Here is an 18,190-nt window from a genome sequence, read left to right as displayed (position 1 = left end):
GTCTTCTTGTAACTGGCGTTGCGCATCTCGAAGAAGTCGGTCTTGGTTTCGGTGAAGTTGTCGGCATAGGCCTTGATCCACGGCATCACGTTGACATGGGTGTCGCTGTAGAGCTTCTCGATGCCGAGCATGCCGGCCATCTTGTTGGCGCGGTACTTCACGTAGCGGATCATCTCGTCCACGTCGATACCGTCGATGCCGTCCAGTACCTCACCGGTCCAGCGGGTCTCCAGCGCGATGGCGTGCTCGAAGGCGTCGTGCACGTAGGCGGTGAGCGCGTCGCCCTGCAGCTGCGGGTTCTCGCCGATGATGGCGCGGATGAGCTCGCTGATGAACTTGGTGTGCGCCAGTTCGTCGCGGTTGATGAAGCTGATGATCTTGCCGGTGCCGGTCATGCGGTTCTGCCGCACGAGGTTGTAGAAGAACGCGAAGCCGGAATAGAAGTTGATGCCTTCCAGGATCGAGGACTGGATCAGCGAACGGATCAGCGTTTCGGCGGTCTTCTCGCGCATGAAGTCGTCGTAGGACTGCATGATCGGCTGGTTGCGCGCCTGGATGGTGGGGTGGGTGCGGGCAATCTCGAACACCCGGTTCTGGTCGGCCAGCCCGGCAATGGAGGCCAGCACGTAGCTGTAGCTCTCGTTGTGGATCACCTCCTGCTGGCCGATGATCGCGGCATTGGCGTGCGCGGCGGGGTCGGTGATGTATTCGGCGACGTTGTAGATGAAGCGGGTCTGTGGCGAATCCAGCGTGGCCAGCAGGCCGATGATGGAATCGTACGCGTTCTTCTCGCGCGCGTTGAGCTCGCCGTACCCACGCGCGTCGCCTTTCATGTCGACTTCGTCGGGGATCCAGAAGTTGGTCGAGAGCTCTTTGTAGGCCCGGTAGAAGGACGGGTAGGGGATGTCGTTCCAGTTGAGGATGCCGCTGGTCCGCCCGTTGATGATGCCAGTGGAGCGGTTGGGGTGGCGCGGTTCGAGGATCTTGATGCGTTCGAGGGGGATGGCCATGGAAGAGTGTCCGGGAGCAGAGCCCCCTGCGTCAGGGGGCGGCCGCGAAGCGGCGGGGATCTGGAGGGGGGGGGGCGGGGGCCATGGTTTGCCAAGCGGCCCATGGGAGCATCAGCGCGAAGGCGATGCGCCTACCCGCACCACTCGCACTCGGTGATGTCGATATCGTTGGAGCGCACGTAGTAGGTGGTTTTCAGGCCTTCGCGCCAGGCGCTCATGTGCAGGGCGAGCAGGGTGCTGGCGCGGATGGTGCTGGGAACGTAGAGGTTGAAGCTGATCGACTGGTCCACGTGGCGCTGGCGGCGCGCGTTCTGGCGGATGCTGGCGAACTGGTCCAGGCGGTAGGCGCCCTTTTCGTAGTACGGGTAGGTCTCCAGCGACAATCCCGGTGCCGCCACCGGGCGGCGGAAGTCCTTCTTCTCCTCATAGTAGAACGCGCCGTACACCGGGTCGATCGAGGCACTGGACCCGGCGATCTGCGCGGTGCTCATGTTCGGCGCCACCGCCAGCAGCCAGCCGTTGCGCAGGCCGTGCACGCTGACCTGCGCGGCCAGTTCCTGCCAGGCCGGGCTGTCATAGCCGCGGGCGCGGAAGTATTCGCCGGTCTGCCAGTCGCTGCCGAGGAAGGTGCTGTAGCGGCCCTTCTCTTCGGCCAGGCGCATGCTGGCCTGGATGGCCAGGTAGTTGATGCGCTCGTAGAGACTGTCGGCGTAGTCCTCGGCCTGGGCGTCATTCCAGTCGATCTGCTTGAGTGCGAGCAGATGGTGCCAGCCGAAGGTGCCCAGCCCGATCGCGCGGTACTTGCGGTTGGTGATGGTGGCCTGCGGCACGGGCAACTGGTTGAGGTCGATGACGTTGTCGAGCATGCGCACCTGGATCGGCACCAGTCGCTCGAGCACGTCACTGGACAGCAGGTCCGGCGCGGCGGTGACCGCGCGGCCGAGGTTGATCGAGGACAGGTTGCACACCACGAAATCGCCCGCCTGGCGGGTGGTGACGATCTGGTCGCCACTGATCATCTCCTGCATCAGCCGGGTAGGGCTCATGTTCTGCAGGATCTCGGTGCACAGGTTGCTGGAATACACCTTGCCGGCGTGCTTGTTGGGGTTCATCCGGTTCACTTCGTCCCGGTAGAACATGAAAGGGTTGCCGGTCTCCAGCTGGCTGACCATGATCCGCTTGAACAGGTCGATGGCCTTGATCGTGCGACGGCTGATGCGTTCGTCGGCGACGACCTCGGCATAACGTTCGCGGAAACTGCCCTGGCCGCGCTGCTCATCGTGGAAGTCCTGCAGGTACCAGCCCTTGATCCGCTTCACTTCGTACGGATCGAACAGATACCAGTCGCCGCGCCGTTCCACCGCCTCCATGAACAGGTCCGGCAGGCATACCGAGGTGAACACGTCGTGCGCGCGCAGGCGTTGGTCGCCGTTGTTCAGGCGCAGGTCGAGGAAGGCCTCGATGTCGCGATGCCACACATCCAGGTACACCGCGATGGCGCCCTTGCGCTGGCCGAGCTGGTCGACGCTGACCGCGGTGTTGTTGAGCTGCTTGATCCACGGCACCACGCCGCCGGAGGAGTTGGCCACGCCGCGGATCGCCGCGCCTGCCGAGCGCACATAGCCCAGGTACGCCCCCACGCCGCCGCCATGCTTGGACACGCGGGCCACGTCGGTGTTGGAGTCGTAGATGCCCTGCAGGCTGTCGTCGACGGTGTCGATGAAGCACGACGACAACTGTCCGCCGACCTTGCCGGCGTTGGCCAGGGTTGGCGTGGCCACGGTCATGTACAGGTGCGACAGCGCCCAGTAGGCTTCGCGCACCAGGCGCATGCGCCGTGCGCGGGTACGGTCGCCACTGAGATGCTCGTTCTGCATCAGGTACAGCGCGATGGTCAGCCAGCGCTCCTGCGGCAGTTCGTAGACCGCGCGCGAGTGGTCGGTCGCCAGGTAGCGCGTGGCCAGCAGGTACAGCCCGTTGTAGGCGAACAGCAGGTCGCGGTCGGGCTCGATCATGCGCCCGGCCTCTTCCAGTTCTTCCTTGGAATAGGCCTTGAGGATGTCGATGGAGTACACGTTGCGGTCGGCCAGGCTTTCCTGCAGGCCCACGTAGGAACCGTACTTGAGGCTCGCATCGTAGAAGCGGTTCTTGCTGGCGCGCTTGTACAACCGGCGCAGGTACAGCCGCGCGGCGAAGTGCTCCCAGTCCGGCGCGACCAGGTCGATGCGTGACTCGGCTTCGCGGATCAGCAGGTCGACCAGGTCATCGGCGTTGAGCTGCTCGCGCCGGTGCACCAGCGCGAGCACGGCGCGCTGGTAGTCGGCCAGGTCCAGGTGCGGGAACTCGGCATGCACGGCCTGGATGGAGCGCAGCAGGCGTGGCGGGTCGAACGGCATGCGCCGGTTGCCGCCTTCCTTGGTGATCCACAGGCCATCGCCGCCGACCGTGGCGGTGGGATCGAAGGAAGCGGAGGAGGGTGCGGAGAGGGGGGTGTCGTCGGTGATCATCGTCAATCCATGCGGTGCGCAGTTGTCGCGTCGCGATGCAGGCATCGCGGCGGCCGGGCGGGCGTCATGGAGGCAGGGGGATCATCCCCGGAAGTGTCCGGGCAAAGCACTCGCAACCAGGCGCCGTTCGGGTGGTCACGCCCTGCGACCGGCGGGGTCTGCGGGGGCGCGACGCGGAACCGGGCCTGGCGGTAGCGGGGAGCCGATGAACACAACATAGTGTGGGTCTGCCTCATCGTCAACATCATATGTTGGGTTGATGAGGTGCCGGAACGTGACCAAACGCCGCAGCCGTGCGGTCGCTCCCGCCGGTGGCGAAGGGGCTATTTCCAGGGCAGCGAGCGCAGGTGCTGCACGCGCTGCCACGCCAGCTCGGCATGCACCTTGGCGTTGTCCGGGTTGGTCAGTTCGGCGGCCATCGGTGAGACGGCGGCCTCGCGTGCGGCGCGGGCGCGTGCGTCGTCCAGGTTTTCGCTGCGCAGGCCCAGGTCGGCCAGCACGATGACCTTGCCCGGCTGTACCTCGACATGCCCGCCGGACACGTAGACGTGCAGCGGCGGTTCGGCGGCCAGCGGAAATACCGAGACCATGCCTTCGCGCAGCGTGGCCAGCAGCGGCGCGTGCTGCGCCAACACGCCAAAACGACCCTCGCTGCCGGGCAGGCTGATCTCGCGCACGTCGCCGCTCCAGATTTCACCGGTCAAGCTGAGGATCTGCACCGACAGCCCCTGCGCGACGTCGGCCACGATGCCGGGCAGGGAGGTGATGGGGGGAAATGACGCCATTGCACAGTGCCAAGGTGGGGTGGACCCAGCTTAGTCGGGCCGATGTGTGTGCGGGTTGATCGACGTCAACGTGCTGAACGTCGCACCACCGCCTGCAGGAAACTGCGAATGCGACCTGTTATCATTTGAATGGATAGCCACGGCGACCTTGATCGCCCAAGCCGATCAATCCGACGCGCCGCGCTGCTGCGCCGCGCGCCCTCCCTCTGATTGGCGGTGGTGGTTCATGCGTGAACGTTCGGTAGTACCCGGTTTACCGGCCCTGGTGTTCGCCGCCCTGACCGGCACGATGGCGATGATGGCGTTCGTGGCGGTGGTGGGGCCGGTGGTGCGGCTGCTCGGCCTGGCCGAATGGCATGCAGGCCTGTCGGTGACTGCCGCCGGCGTGCTGTGGATGCTGTCTGCACGCCGTTGGGGCACGTTGAGCGACCGGATCGGGCGCAAGCGCGTGCTGCTGATCGCACTGGCCGCCTACGTGGTCATCTATGTGGTGATGGCGGTGTTCGTCGATGCCGCGCTGGCCAGGCCGCCAGCGCTGTGGCTGTCGGTGGCGGTGCTGGTGGGAACGCGGGCGCTGGTGGGCTTGTTCTACGCTGCGGTACCGCCGACCGCGGCGGCGATGGTGGCCGACGGCGCCGCGCCCGGGCAACGCGCGGCGGCGATGGCCAAGCTGGGCAGCGCCAATGCGCTGGGCATGGTGATCGGGCCGGCCGCTGCGGGATGGATCGCCTTCCACCAGCTGTCGCTGACCTTGTACGTGGCCGCACTGCTGCCACTGCTGTCACTGGCGGTGATCGCGTGGCGGTTGCCGGCCGATGCGCCGGTGGCTGCGGCGATGCCGGCCGGTCCGCGCCAGCGTCTGGGCTGGACCGATTCACGCCTGCGCCTGCCGATGCTGGCGGTATTCGCGGCAATGGTCTCGGTGACCATCGCGCAGGTCACGGTGGGGTTCTTCGCCATCGACCGGCTGCAGCTGTCGCCGGCCGACGGCGCGCAGGCGGCCGGGCTTGCGCTCACTGCGGTGGGCGTCGGCCTTATCCTCGCGCAGATCCTGGTGATGAAGCTGGGCGGGGTGCCGCCGCGTCGCTGGATCGCCATCGGTGCATTGATCTCGGCGCTTGGCTTTGCGTCGGTCGCGCTGGTGGATGCGCGTTGGGAGCTGCTGCTTGCCTACGCCGTGGCCGCGTTCGGCATGGGTTTCGTATTTCCTTCGTTCCAGGCACTCGCCGCCGATTCGGTGCAGGCGCACGAGCAGGGCGCAGCGGCGGGCACGGTGGCATCGGTGCAGGGACTGGGCATGGTGATCGGGCCGATGCTGGGCACGCTGCTGTATCAATGGCGACCGAGTGCGCCGTATGTGCTGGTGGGCGTGCTGTTGCTGGTGCTGTCCATCGCGGCCATGCGGCATCGCGCGGCGGTGACGGCATGAACGACAGCCTGCAGCCGCGCTCGCTGCGCGAGGAAGACGGTGGCAACGCGGACGAGGCGGTCGCCACGGCGCAGTTCCTGCTGCGCGCGCCGCTGCGTTCGCTGGATGCGCGCGGCTGCCGTGCACCTCTGCCCAGGGGTGGCACCGCCAGCCTCGCCGCGCGGGTTGCCGCGTTCTTTGCCGCGCCGCGTGCCGGCCTGCCGTTGCTGGTGGGCGCGCTGCCGTTCGATCCGCAGGCCGACGATGCCCTGCACCAGCCGGAATGGCTGGCGCCTGCGGCGGCAGCACTGCCGGCACCGCCGGTACCGCGCTTCAGCGGCACTGTCAGCGCCGAGCCGAGCGCGCAGCACTATGCCGATGCGGTCGGCCGCGCCCTGACCGGCCTGCAGCAGCCGGCGCCGGACCTGCACAAGGTGGTGCTGGCGCGCAGCCTTCATCTGCACAGTGAGCAGCCCATCGCACCGCGCGAGCTTGCCGCGCGCCTGGGCCATGATCCGAGCGTGGCCACGTATCTGGTGCCGCTGCCGGTGGAGGCGCAGGCACCGCCGGCCTGGCTGGTCGGTGCCACGCCGGAGCTGCTGGTGTCGCGACGTGGCACGCGCGTGCTGTCGCATCCGCTGGCCGGATCGGCGCGGCGCTGTGCCGATCCCGCCGAAGATGCGCGCACCGCGCAGGCCCTGCTAGGCTCGGCGAAAGACCACGACGAACATCGCCACGTGGTCGAGGCCATCGTCGCCGCGTTGGCGCCGTGGTGCAGCGATGTCCAGGCCGATGCGCGACCTTCGCTGCACGCCACGGCGACCATGTGGCACCTGGGCACGCGCATCGAAGCGACGCTGATCGATGCCACCACGCCGGTGTCCGCATTGGTGGCCGCCCTGCATCCCACCCCGGCGGTGTGCGGCACGCCGCGTCAGCTGGCGCTGGATACGATCCGCGCGTTGGAGCCGGTGCCCCGTGGCTTCTATGCCGGTGCGGTGGGCTGGACCGATGCCGACGGCGACGGCGACTGGTACGTGGCGATCCGCTGCGCGCGGGTGCAGGGCCGGCAGGCGCGGGTCTACGCCGGGGCCGGCATCGTCGCCGATTCGGAGCCCGCGCTGGAAGTGGCCGAAACCGCCGCAAAATTCGGCGCGCTGTTGAACGCCCTCGGCGTCGACCACGTGCCTTCTGCATGAGTCAATGGAGTTGCTGATGAACGACACGGCCGAATCCGCCCTGATCCCGCTGCGCCAGACCTGGCCGCCGGCGCTGGTGGCCCGCTACCGCGCCGCGGGTTACTGGCGTGGCGAAACCTTCCCCGGTTTCCTGCGCGATCGCGCCGAACGCTACGCCGACGACATCGCGGTGGTGGCGGGCGAGGTCCGCCTGAGCTATGCCCGGGTGTGGCAGGAAGCCGGCCGGATCGGCGCGGGCCTGCTCGCTGTCGGACTGCTGCCGGGCGACCGCGTGGTGGTGCAGCTGGGGAATGTTCCCGAATTCGTGACGGTCGTCTGCGGGCTCATGCGTGCCGGATTGATCCCGGTGTATGCGCTGCCCGCGCACCGCCTCACCGAGGTGACCCACGTCGTGCGCACGGCGCAGGCGCGGGGTTACGTTGCGGCGTCCAGCCATAACGGCTTCGATTACCGCACCCTGGCGCGTGACCTGCAGGCGGCGGTGCCGTCGGTGCAGCATGTGCTGATCGTCGGCGACCCCGCCGAGTTCACCGCTGTTGCGACGCTTGAAGGGGATGTCGCGCAGCTGCCGGCCGATCCGGACCCGCAGTCGGTGGCGTTCCTGCAGCTGTCCGGCGGCAGTACCGGGCTGTCCAAGCTGATCCCGCGCACGCACGACGACTACATCTATTCGTTCCGTGCCAGCAACGCGCTCTGCGGTATCGACCGCGACAGCGTGTACCTGGTCGCACTGCCGGCGGCGCACAACTTCCCGATGAGCTCGCCCGGCTTCTTCGGTGCGCTGTACGCCGGTGCGCGGGTCGTGCTGAGTCCCGGACCCGGCCCGGACGCCACCTTCCCGTTGATCGCGCGCGAGGGCGTCACCTGTGTCGGCCTGGTACCGCCGTTGGCGTTGCTGTGGGCACAGGCTGCAACCACCACGACACATGACCTGTCCAGCCTGAAGGTGATGCAGGTGGGCGGTGCCAAGCTGGTGCCGGAAGCGGCCAGGCGGGTGATCGATTCACTGGGCTGCCAGTTGCAGCAGGTGTTCGGCATGGCCGAGGGGCTGGTGAACTACACGCGGCTGCACGACCCGCTCGATGTGGTGGTGGGCACGCAGGGCCGCCCGATCTCGCCCGACGACGACGTGCTGGTGGTGGATGACAACGGCCATCCGGGCGCCGAGGGCGCCGTTGGCCATCTGCTCACGCGTGGCCCGTACACGATCCGCGCCTACCACAACGATCCGGCCGCCAACGCGCGCGCGTTCACCGAGGACGGCTATTACCGCACCGGCGACATGGTGCAGCAGCTGGCCGGTGGCTACCTGGTGGTGCAGGGCAGGGCCGGGGATCACATCAACCGCGCCGGCGAGAAGATTTCGGCCGAAGAGATCGAAGACCACCTGCTGGCGCACGCCGATGTGTTCGATGCGGCCGTGGTGTCCATGCCCGATCCGTACTTGGGCGAGCGCAGCTGCGCGTTCGTGATCGCACGGAATACGCCGCCAACGGCAGCCGGCCTCAAGGCCTGGGTGCGCGGACGTGGCCTGGCCGCGTTCAAGGTGCCCGACCAGGTGGTGTTCGTCGATGCATTCGGCACTACGGCGGTGGGCAAGATCAGCCGCCGCGAGCTGCGCGCGCAGCTGCGCGAACGTTACATCCAACAGACAGGAGGACCGCGCTGATGGCGCTGCCGAAGATTGCCGAGTATTCCCTGCCGCTGGCCAGCGAGCTGCCGGCCCCGCGCGGCGCCTGGCAGCCGCGAAGCGAGCGCCTGGCCCTGCTGGTGCACGACATGCAGGCGTACTTCCTGGCCGCGTTCGCCGCCGATGCGGCACCGCTGGCGCCGGCCGTGGCCAATATTGCCCGCCTGCTGCAGCGTTGCCGCGCACGCGGCATTCCGGTGTTCTACACCGCCCAGCGCGGTGACCAGGATCGCCGCGACCGCGGCCTGCAGGCCGACCTGTGGGGGCCGGGCATGCGCGCCACGCCGGAACACGAAACGATTCTCGCCGCGCTGGCCCCGGCGGCGGGTGACCACGTACTGGTCAAGCACCGCTACAGCGCGTTCCAGCGCAGCAACCTGGAAACGCTGATGCGCGCGCGCGGCCGCGACCAGTTGCTGGTCACCGGCGTGTACGCGCATATCGGCTGCGCGGCGACGGTGAGCGAGGCGTTCCAGCGCGATATCGAGGCCTTCATCGCCGCCGATGCCGTGGCCGATTTCTCCCGCGCCGATCACGATATGGCGATGCAGCTGATCGCGCGGACCTGCGGCGTGCCCCTGACCACCGACCAGCTGCTGGAGACCCTGGCATGAGCCCCGCTACCCGCACCGCCACCCTGGACCTGGAACGCATGCGCACCGACGTGGCCGGCATGCTGGGTGAAGCGCCGGAGACCATCGGCGACGACGACAATCTCATCGACCTGGGACTGGATTCGATGCGGGTGCTGGGCCTGGTGCTGGCCTGGGGCGAGAGCGGGATCCCGCTGGAGTTCAGCCATCTGGCCGAGCACGCCACGCTGGCCGGCTGGTGGGGCGTGGTGCAGCGGCTGCAGGCCAGCGCCGAACGCGCATGAACGCACGCGTCGACCAGGCCGATGAAGCCGCCGCGCGTCACCCGCTGACCGAGGCACAGACCGGGCTGTGGTACGCGCAGCGCCTGGCCGACGCGCCGGCCGCGTTCAATACCGCGCATGCGGTCTGGATTGACGGTGCGCTCGACGTCCGCGGCTTCGTTGCCGCAGCGGACGCTGCCGCGCGTGACGCCGATGCGTTCGCGCTGCGCGTCACGCGGGGCGACGATGGCCAACCGCAGCAGTGGCATGACCCGGACCACGTGCCCACGGTGCGGGTGGTGGACGTGCGCCTGCAGACCGATCCTGCCGCAGCGACCCGCGCCGCGATGGACCAGGACCGGCTGCAGCCGGTGGACCCTGCGCGGGACCGGCTGGCGCATCACTGCCTGTTCGTCCTCGGCAACGAGCGCTACGTCTGGTACCTGCGCGTCCACCACCTGGCCACCGACGGCTACGGGATGGCACTGTTCAGCGAGCGGGTATGCGCCCTCTACGCCGGCAACGGCGGCGCGCATCCCGGACTGGCTGCGTTCGCCCCGGTGATCGCCGAGGACGCCGCCTACGCGGGCAGTGCGCGGCGGCGTACCGATGCCGCGTACTGGCGGCAGTACATGACGGGCGCGCCGGCGGCGGAAGGCCTTGCCGGCGCGTCCGCTTCCGCCGCGGCTGATGCGCGGCGCCTGGTCCACCACGTGCCGGACGCGTTGCGCGCCCGCGTGCAGGCCGCCGCGCGGCAGATCGGGCAACCGTGGCCGGACCTTCTGAGCGCGCTGACGGCTGCGTACTGCCAGCGTTTCAGCGCGCTGGACGAGGTGGTGCTGGGCGTGCCGTTCATGGGCCGGCTGGGCAGTGTGTCGGCGCGCGTGCCGGGCATGGTGATGAACGTGCTGCCGCTGCGCGTGAGCGCGTCGGATGACAGCGTGGCAGGTTTCGTCCGCACGATCGCGCGTGGCCTGCTGCGCGGCCGCCGCCACGGCCGCTATCGTGGCGAACAGCTGCGCCGGGACCTGGGCCTGGTCGGTGGCCAACGCCGCCTGCATGGCCCGATGGTCAACGTGCAGCCGTTCTATCGGCCACTGACGCTGGCCGGTGTGCAGGCCCGGCTGGAGGTGCTCGGTACCGGCCCGGTGGAGGACATCACGTTCGGATTCCGCGGCGATGGCAGCACGCTGCTGGACCTGGAAATCGAAGCCAACCCGACCCTTTACGACCCCGCGCAGGTGAGCGCGCATGCCGATCGTCTGCTGCACTTCATCGGCGCGACGCTGGAGGTGCATGATCGCGAGGGGCGGATGGACGATATCGCCCTGGCGACGCCGGCCGAGGCGCAGCGCTACCTGTACGAGGTCAACGCAACCGCGCGGCCCGTGCCGGACGTATCGCTGGGCGCCTTGCTGACGGCCGCGATGCAGACCCACCCGACCGCCATCGCGCTGGCGTTCGCGGGCCAGACGCTGAGCTACGCCGCGTTGGAGCGCCGCAGCCGCGCACTGGCACTGCAGTTGCAGGCGCTGGGGGCAGGGCGCGAGTCGCGGGTGGTGATCGCATTGCCGCGTTCGCTTGAGCTGGTGGTCGCACTGGTGGCGGTGCTGCGGGCGGGCGCGGCCTACCTGCCGATCGACCTGGCCCATCCCGATGCACGACTGGCGCGCATACTCGCGTCCGCGCAGCCGGTCTGCGTACTGGCGCAGGACCACGATGCAGCCCGTTTCCCCGGCCTGCCGGTGGTGTCACCCCAGGCATGGAACGACACGGACGACGCCACGCTGGCCGACACGGTGCAGCCGCAGGACGCGGCCTACGTGATCTACACCTCCGGCTCGACCGGAGACCCCAAGGGCGTGCTGATCGAACACCGCGCAATCGTCAACCGGCTGGAATGGATGCGCTGCCATTACGGCTTCGGCAGCGACGAGCGCATCCTGCAGAAGACCCCGGCGACCTTCGATGTGTCGGTCTGGGAGTTCTTCCTGCCGTTGCTGTGCGGCGCCACGCTGGTGATCGCCGCGCCGGACGCACACCGTGATCCGACCGTGCTGGCGACGCTGATCCGCGAACAGGCCATCACCACGGTACATTTCGTGCCCTCGATGCTGGATGCATTCCTGGCGGTTCCTGCCGCACAAGGCCTGACACTGCGCCGGGTATTCACCAGCGGCGAAGCGCTGGAGCCATCGCTGCGCGATCGCTTCCACGCCACCGTCGATGCGCAACTGCACAACCTTTACGGGCCGACCGAAGCCGCCGTGGACGTGAGCGCATGGCCCGCGACCCGCGAAGACCGCTCCCACCCGGTGCCGATCGGTCACCCGGTCTGGAACACGCGGCTCTACGTGCTCGACGCGCAGCTGCGTGCGCTGCCGCCCGGCGTGCCGGGCGACCTGTACCTGGGCGGGGTGCAACTGGCACGCGGCTACCTCGGCCGCGACGATCTTACTGCCGAGCGCTTCCTGGACGATCCGCACATGGCCGGCGGCCGGCTGTACCGCAGCGGCGATGTCGCCCGCTGGCGCACCGATGGTGCGGTGGAGTACCTGGGCCGCAGTGACCACCAGGTGAAGCTGCGCGGCCTGCGCATCGAACTGGGTGAAATCGACACCGCGCTGCGTTCCCAGCACGGCGTGACCCGCGCGGAGGTGCTGCTGCGCGAGGACCGGGCGGGTGAGCGTCGCCTGGTCGGCTACGTGTCTGGCGAGGCGCTCTGCGTCGACCGGATTCGCACCGGGATCGCCGCACGCCTGCCGGACTATATGCTGCCCAGCGCCCTGGTCGTGGTCGAGCAATGGCCGGTGACCGCCAACGGCAAGCTCGATCGCAATGCGCTGCCCGCGCCTTCGCTGCAGGCGCAGGACGGCCGCGCGCCGCATACGGAAACCGAGACGCTGCTCGCCGCGCTGTTCGTGCAGGTATTGGGGCGGGACGCGCCGGTCAGCGCCGACGCCGACTTCTTCACTCTCGGCGGCGATTCGCTGTCGGCAGTGCACCTGCTGCTGGCCATCCAGCACCGTTGGCAGCGCGATCCGGGCCTAGGCGCGGTGTTCGCCCACCCGACCGTAGCGGGCCTGGCCGCGCTGCTGGACGCGCCTGCCGGCGACACCGACGACGGCCTGGCGCCCTTGATCAGCCTGGCGCGGGGCGAGCCGGGCAGGGCACCGCTGTTCGTGGTGCACCCTGCAGGGGGTATCGCCTGGAATTACCGTGACCTGGCCCGCGCCCTGCACCCGGCCCGCGACGTGCACGGGCTGCAGTCGCCCGCACTGGACACGGCTCAACCGCTGCCGGACAGCATCGACGCGCTCGCGGCCCGCTATGTGGACCGCGTGCAATCGGTCCAGCCCGACGGTGTCGTCCACCTGCTGGGCTGGTCGGTCGGCGGGATCATCGCCCAGGCCATGGCGGTGCGCCTGCAGGCGCTGGGGCGCCAGGTGGGCGAGCTGGTGCTGCTGGATGCCTACCCCAGCGAATGCTGGCGCGCCGAACCCGCGCCCGATCCCGTGGCTGCGCTGCGCGCCTTGCTGGCCATTGCCGGGCACGACCCCGACGCGCATCCCGAGCTGGACAGCCGCGCGCGCATCCTGGCGTTCCTGCGCCGTGGCGACAGCGCGCTGGGCAACCTGCCCGATGCCGTACTGGACGGCGTGGTGCGCGCCGTCACCGGCACCAACACGCTCATCCGCGCGCACCATCACCGCCACTACGGCGGCCGCCTGCGGCACGTGCGCGCTGGCCGCGACCACGCCGCCCGCCCGCATCTTCAATCCGCACTGTGGAACGCGCATGCAGGGCAGGTGGACGCTCATGAACTGCCGTTCCTGCATGCAGAGCTGACCGGCCGCGATGCCGTGGCCCGGATTGCGCCGTGGCTGTCCGCCCATCTGCAGTGCTGGGATACGTCCCCCGCGCTTGCCTCAGCAAAGGAAACACCCGCATGCAACTGACCGGATTCGACGGCACCCTCGCACTGGTCACCGGCGCTGCAGGTGGCATCGGCGCGGCACTGGTACAGCTGCTGCTGGATAGCGGCAGCGTGGTGATCGCCACCGATCTTGCGGCACCGGTGCTGCCTGAGCACGCCAACCTGCATGCGCGGTCACTGGATGTCAGCGACGCCGAAGCGGTGAACGCCGTGGTCGCCTGGGCCGAGACCACGCTCGGTCCGATCGGTTTTGGCATCAACGTTGCCGGCGTGCTGCAGGTGGGTACGGTGGACCAGATCGATGACGCGCAATGGCGGCGCGTGTTCGCGGTCAACACCGACGGGGTGTTCCATGTCTGCCGTGCGCTGGCGCGGGCGATGAGCCCGCGTGGCCAGGGCGGCATCGTGACCGTGAGCTCCAACGCTGCCGGTGTTCCGCGCCACGGCATGGCCGCCTATGCCGCGTCCAAGGCCGCGGCCACCATGTTCACCCGTTGCCTCGGGCTGGAGCTGGCGCCGCTTGGCATCCGCTGCAACATCGTCGCACCCGGGTCCACCCTGACGCCCATGCAGACCGGCATGTGGGAGGACGCAGACGGTGCCCGGCGCGTGATAGAAGGCAATCCCGAAACCTACAAGGCGGGCATTCCGCTACGCAAACTGGCCACCCCGGCCGACATTGCCCAGGCAGTCATGTTCCTGCTGTCCGAGCAGGCCGGCCACGTCGCCATGAGCGATCTGTATGTCGACGGCGGCGCCACCCTGCGCGGCTGAGCGGCGTGGCGCGTGTTTCGTACTAGTTGCATGTATTTCGGCCCGCCAGCCGTGCATCCTGCGCTGCTTTACAGGCAGGAGAAGCAGCAGGATGTCGTCAATGGTCAAGCCCCGCGGGGAAAAGTGGGAGCAGCGTTTCGCGTTCTTCAAGGAACACGGCGCCCCAAATGCGCCGGGGTTCAAGCAGGCATTGAAGGCGCTGCCGCGCTGGAGTGACAAGCTGCGCGTCAATTTCAACGTCTGGGCATTCTTCTTCGGGGCGATCGCGCTGTTCGCCTTCGGCCTGTGGAAGAAGGCGATCGTGTGGTTGCTGATCGCCATCGCCCTGCAGGTGCTGTGCGCCCTCGCACCGGACTGGCTGGCGCCGCGCCTGCAGTTCGGGGCGTCGATCGGCTGCAGCATGATGGCGGGGCTGGTCTGCAACTACGCGTACTACCAGAAGGAGCGCCTGCAACGGCAGAGTTGGAATCTGTTTGAAGGCATGCGTTTCTGAGTTGAACCGGCGAGGGCTGCGGTCCACGCAGCCCTCGTTGTCCGGGGGAGCCGGCCAACGGCCGGCACGAACTCGTGCCGTCAGCTTTTCAGCCAACGCCCGCATGCCGCACCGGCATCTGCGCCGGGCGCGGCCTTCGCGCACGTTTCACCCATGCGCGCCTGCAGGCGTCCCAGCGTGTCCTGGCCATGATGGGCCCGGCTCCAGGTCTGCAGCGTGCCCGCCAACCGCTCGAACCGCTGCCGCGTGCGCTGGTGGTAGCCGGCCGGCTGCGCATCCAGTTCGGCGATCACCTGCGCAGTCGCCTGTTCGATCGCCGCGTTGTCCTCGGGACGCAGCCGCACCAGCCCCTCCACGTACAGCACGCCCCACTGCACCCGCGTGGCTTGCCCCTGCGCGCCTGCGTAGGCCTTGCGCAACCATTCCAGCGCCGCGTCCCTGTCGCCGCGTGCCTCGGCCAGTTCGGCCAGCTCGGGCATGTAGTAGTACGGGGTCTGGCTGCGATCCAGCTCGGCCAGCAGCAGCTTTTCCGCCGCCGCGTCGTCGCCGACCTCGCGCAGCACGTACACCGCCGTGCTGATCGTCGCCTGCCGCTCGTGCGGGGTCTTGGCCGCCGCATCGGCTTCGGCGACCCGCGCATGCGCCTTCTCCGCCAACGCCGCCGGTACCGGCGCCTCGGCATGCTGTTGCTTGAACAGCGTCAGCGCGGTGACCACGCTGGACAGGCGTGCATCGGCGGCATTGTCCTGGGCCGCATCGGCGCGCTCCAACGCAGCCAGCAGTTGCGCACTCAACTGCTCACCCTGTTCGGGCGACGCCGCGGCACGTGCCACCAGGGCCGGGCCCTGGTAGCCAAGGAGATCGCGATTGGCGCGCACCTCGGCTGGCGTCGCCAGCACCGTGGTCAGCAGGGCGCGCGCCTGTTCGCGGGCCTCGCTGCCGGGCGCCGCGTTGTCCTTGCCGGTGGCCTCCGCACCCAGGGCGAGCAGGGCGAAGCGCCGCTGCAGGGCCGGCGCCGGGGCGGCGGCGGCCAACTGCCGCAACAGCACCGCCGGGTCGCGCTGTCCGGACAAGCGGTTGGCATCCACTTCCCAGCCGTAATCGCCCAGCACACGCCAGTCGTCTTCGGACACCCGCTGCGGCGACACCACGGCCACCCGCAGCACATCGGCCACGGCGGTGCGTCGTTTGGCCGCCAGGGTAAGTGCGCGGGTCAGTTCGGCACTGTCGTTGCCACCGGCCAGGCGGGTGATTTCGTGGCGCTGCGGATCGAGCACGATCAGGGTGGGATACCCGCGCACGCCGAACTGCTCGCCCAGCGCCTGCGCCCCTTCCTGGTCGCCGTCCAGGTACACCGGCACGTACTGGCGGGTGAGCGCGATGAAGGCCGGATCACGGAACAGGGTCGCCTTGAGTTTGTTGCACGGCGGGCACCACACCGCACCCCAGTACAGCAGCACCGGCTTGCCGGACTGCTGCGCATCGGCGAACGCATCCTCCACATCGCCCTGTCGCCAGGCGATTTCCTCGGCGACGGGTGCCGCTTCCGCAGTGGCCACCGGACTGGCCGACGGGGTCTGCCGGCACGCGGCAAGCGCGGTGCACAGGGCAAGCAGGGCGAGGGGCAGGGCAGAGCGCATCGGCAACATCCAGCTAGGAAGAGGTGCCGCGGGCGCGGCCAGCCTGCATTCTAGGAAGCTGCCGCCCCGTGCAGCGGTGCCGGTTCATGCCGATTGCTTATCTGCCCAGTCGCTGCGGTGATCAGCCCGGCCCCAACCGGTCGTACATCCGCACCAGATCGACGAGGGTGCGGGCCTGCATCTTGCGCATCACGTTGGCGCGGCGCACCTTCACCGTGATCTCGCTGACCCCCAATTCGGCGGCGATCTGCTTGTTGAGCCGGCCACGCACCACTCCGTCCACCACGTCGCGTTCGCCAGCGGTGAGTGCCACCCAGCGCTGGCGCAGGATGTCCAGCGCATCGTCTTCGCGGCGGCGCAGCCGGTCGCGCTCGATGCCGAGGTGGATCGCATCCAGCAGTTCCTGGTCACGGAACGGCTTGGTCAGGAATTCGATGGCGCCTTCCTTCATCGCCGCCACGCCCATGGCGATGTCGCCGTGCCCGGTGATGAACACCACCGGCAGGGTCAAACCGTGGCTGGCCATCTGCCGATGGAACTCCAGCCCGCTCTGGCCGGGCATGCGTACGTCCAGCACCAGGCAGGCCGGCGCGTCCTCGCGGGGATGCTGCAGGAAGGCGGCGATCGACTCGAAGGCGCGCACCTGCAGCCCCATCGAGGCCAGCAGGTCTTCCAGCGCGGCACGCACCGAATGGTCGTCGTCGACCACGTAGACGATCGGTGCCGGCTCGCTGGCCGGTGCGGCAGGCTTAGCCATGATCGGCCCCGGCAACGACCGGCAACTCGAACACGAAACGTGCGCCACCGCCCTCGGCAGGCTCGGCGCGGATCCGGCCCCCGTTGGCCTCGAGGATGCTGCGGCTCAGGCTCAAACCCAGCCCAAGGCCGCCGGATTTGGTGGTCCAGAATGCATCGAACACGCGCTCTGGTGCTTCCAGCGGCAGCCCGCTGCCGTGGTCGCGCACGCTCAGTGCAACCCGGGCATCATCCACGCGGATGCTGCGCAGGGTCAGGCGACGCCCCCCGACGGGAATCTCGGCCATCGCATCCACCGCATTGAGGATGAGGTTGCCGATCACCTGCTGCACCTGTACGCGATCGCCGAACACCAGCGGCAGTTCGTCATCGAACTGTGTGGTCACCGCCACCGCGTGCTGCTCCAGCTCGCTGCGCGACAGCGCCAGCATCTCCAGCACTGCCTGGTTGAGATCGAAACCGCGCCGTTCCGGGCTGGCGCCCTGGGTCAACCCACGGATGCGCGCGATCACATCGCTGGCGCGGTGCGCGTCGGCGAGGATGCGGGCCAGGGTCTGGCGCGCCTTCTCCACGTTCGGCGGCTGCTGCGCCAGCCAGCGCTGGCTGGCCTCGGCACTGCTGGCGATGGCGGCCAGCGGCTGGTTCACTTCATGCGCGATGGAGGTGGTCAACTCGCCCACCGTGGAGGCGCGCGCAACGCGCAGCAGCCGCGCCTGCGCTTCCTGCACGGCGGCCTTGGCCGCCTCCATTTTCAGCGACAGGTAGGTGGTGATGACGATCACCAGCATGCCGATGGCCGAGTTGACCAGGCCGATGCGGTAGGTGCCGAAGCGGGTCAGGAAGAAGCTCAGCCCGGTCAGCGCGATGCAGATCGCCGCCAGCAGGACCAATCCGCGGGCGCTCATGACCCGTGACGCGGCCAGGATCACCGCCGCATAGAAGCACGCGGCGGCCACGGCGTAATCGGTCAGCGTATCGGCGGCGAAGATCGCGGCCATGACCACGCCCAGGCCGAGCAGGGCCAGGGTATGCCGCGAAGGCGAAGAGGGCATCGGAACGACTCCCGTTGGTACAGGGTGGAGCGCCGCGGGAAGCGGCGCGCGGAGCATAGCATCGGCACCGTGGTGGCCAGGTG

At 68.9% G+C, this 18,190-nt stretch carries 14 protein-coding genes; 8 read left to right on the top strand and 6 right to left on the bottom strand.

Translation table 11 applies throughout. From position 1 onward, the window contains the following. The 3 genes from RTO53_RS03015 to atpC form a co-directional block, all read right to left on the bottom strand. Positions 1–1,010, bottom strand: a 1,010-nt coding sequence (locus RTO53_RS03015; RefSeq protein ID WP_312236403.1) for a ribonucleotide-diphosphate reductase subunit beta, incomplete at its 3' end; no start/stop codon positions are given. A gap of 131 nt (positions 1,011–1,141) precedes the next feature. Beyond that, positions 1,142–3,517: a ribonucleoside-diphosphate reductase subunit alpha gene (locus tag RTO53_RS03010; RefSeq protein WP_312236402.1), complete on the bottom strand. Its 2,376-nt coding sequence runs from the start codon at positions 3,515–3,517 to the stop codon at positions 1,142–1,144. 323 nt (positions 3,518–3,840) lie between these two features. Continuing rightward, positions 3,841–4,302, bottom strand: coding sequence for an ATP synthase F1 subunit epsilon (atpC, locus tag RTO53_RS03005; RefSeq protein WP_312236401.1), 462 nt, complete (start codon positions 4,300–4,302; stop codon positions 3,841–3,843). 226 nt (positions 4,303–4,528) lie between these two features. Between atpC and RTO53_RS03000 the strand changes: the two genes are divergently transcribed. From RTO53_RS03000 to RTO53_RS02965, 8 genes are all read left to right on the top strand, one after another. After that, positions 4,529–5,731 (top strand): MFS transporter, encoded by a 1,203-nt coding sequence (locus tag RTO53_RS03000; RefSeq protein WP_312236400.1) that lies wholly within the window; start codon positions 4,529–4,531, stop codon positions 5,729–5,731. Then, positions 5,728–6,909 carry an isochorismate synthase gene (locus tag RTO53_RS02995; protein WP_312236399.1) on the top strand — a complete coding sequence of 394 codons (1,182 nt, stop codon included), beginning with the start codon at positions 5,728–5,730 and terminating at the stop codon, positions 6,907–6,909. Before RTO53_RS03000 ends, RTO53_RS02995 begins: the two co-directional genes overlap by 4 nt. Before the next feature lie 16 nt (positions 6,910–6,925). Then, positions 6,926–8,578, top strand: a complete 1,653-nt coding sequence (locus RTO53_RS02990; RefSeq protein WP_312236398.1) for an AMP-binding protein — start codon at positions 6,926–6,928, stop codon at positions 8,576–8,578. After that, a complete protein-coding gene (locus RTO53_RS02985; protein WP_312236397.1) occupies positions 8,578–9,213 on the top strand; it encodes an isochorismatase family protein in 636 nt (211 codons plus the stop codon). The genes RTO53_RS02990 and RTO53_RS02985 overlap by 1 nt, the downstream gene beginning before the upstream one ends. Next, positions 9,210–9,476, top strand: coding sequence for a phosphopantetheine-binding protein (locus RTO53_RS02980; RefSeq protein ID WP_312236396.1), 267 nt, complete (start codon positions 9,210–9,212; stop codon positions 9,474–9,476). Before RTO53_RS02985 ends, RTO53_RS02980 begins: the two co-directional genes overlap by 4 nt. Further along, entirely contained in the window at positions 9,473–13,414 is a 3,942-nt protein-coding gene (locus RTO53_RS02975) for an amino acid adenylation domain-containing protein (protein ID WP_312236395.1), read from the top strand. The genes RTO53_RS02980 and RTO53_RS02975 overlap by 4 nt, the downstream gene beginning before the upstream one ends. After that, positions 13,405–14,166: a 2,3-dihydro-2,3-dihydroxybenzoate dehydrogenase gene (locus RTO53_RS02970; RefSeq protein WP_312236394.1), complete on the top strand. Its 762-nt coding sequence runs from the start codon at positions 13,405–13,407 to the stop codon at positions 14,164–14,166. Before RTO53_RS02975 ends, RTO53_RS02970 begins: the two co-directional genes overlap by 10 nt. Before the next feature lie 100 nt (positions 14,167–14,266). Further along, positions 14,267–14,659 carry a DUF2628 domain-containing protein gene (locus RTO53_RS02965; RefSeq protein WP_312236393.1) on the top strand — a complete coding sequence of 131 codons (393 nt, stop codon included), beginning with the start codon at positions 14,267–14,269 and terminating at the stop codon, positions 14,657–14,659. An 80-nt stretch (positions 14,660–14,739) separates the two neighbouring features. On the opposite strand, the gene RTO53_RS02960 is transcribed toward RTO53_RS02965, so the two are convergent. The 3 genes from RTO53_RS02960 to RTO53_RS02950 form a co-directional block, all read right to left on the bottom strand. Then, positions 14,740–16,308 carry a thioredoxin family protein gene (locus tag RTO53_RS02960; RefSeq protein ID WP_312236392.1) on the bottom strand — a complete coding sequence of 523 codons (1,569 nt, stop codon included), beginning with the start codon at positions 16,306–16,308 and terminating at the stop codon, positions 14,740–14,742. A gap of 112 nt (positions 16,309–16,420) precedes the next feature. Next, positions 16,421–17,056 carry a response regulator gene (locus RTO53_RS02955; RefSeq protein WP_312236391.1) on the bottom strand — a complete coding sequence of 212 codons (636 nt, stop codon included), beginning with the start codon at positions 17,054–17,056 and terminating at the stop codon, positions 16,421–16,423. After that, positions 17,049–18,107 (bottom strand): ATP-binding protein, encoded by a 1,059-nt coding sequence (locus tag RTO53_RS02950; protein ID WP_312236390.1) that lies wholly within the window; start codon positions 18,105–18,107, stop codon positions 17,049–17,051. The genes RTO53_RS02955 and RTO53_RS02950 overlap by 8 nt, the downstream gene beginning before the upstream one ends. Positions 18,108–18,190: the final 83 nt, after the last annotated feature.

It is taken from the genome of Stenotrophomonas sp. (assembly GCF_031995405.1).
In the GTDB taxonomy this organism is placed as follows: Bacteria; Pseudomonadota; Gammaproteobacteria; order Xanthomonadales; family Xanthomonadaceae; genus Stenotrophomonas.
This window is presented reverse-complemented; position numbering and strand designations above follow the sequence as displayed.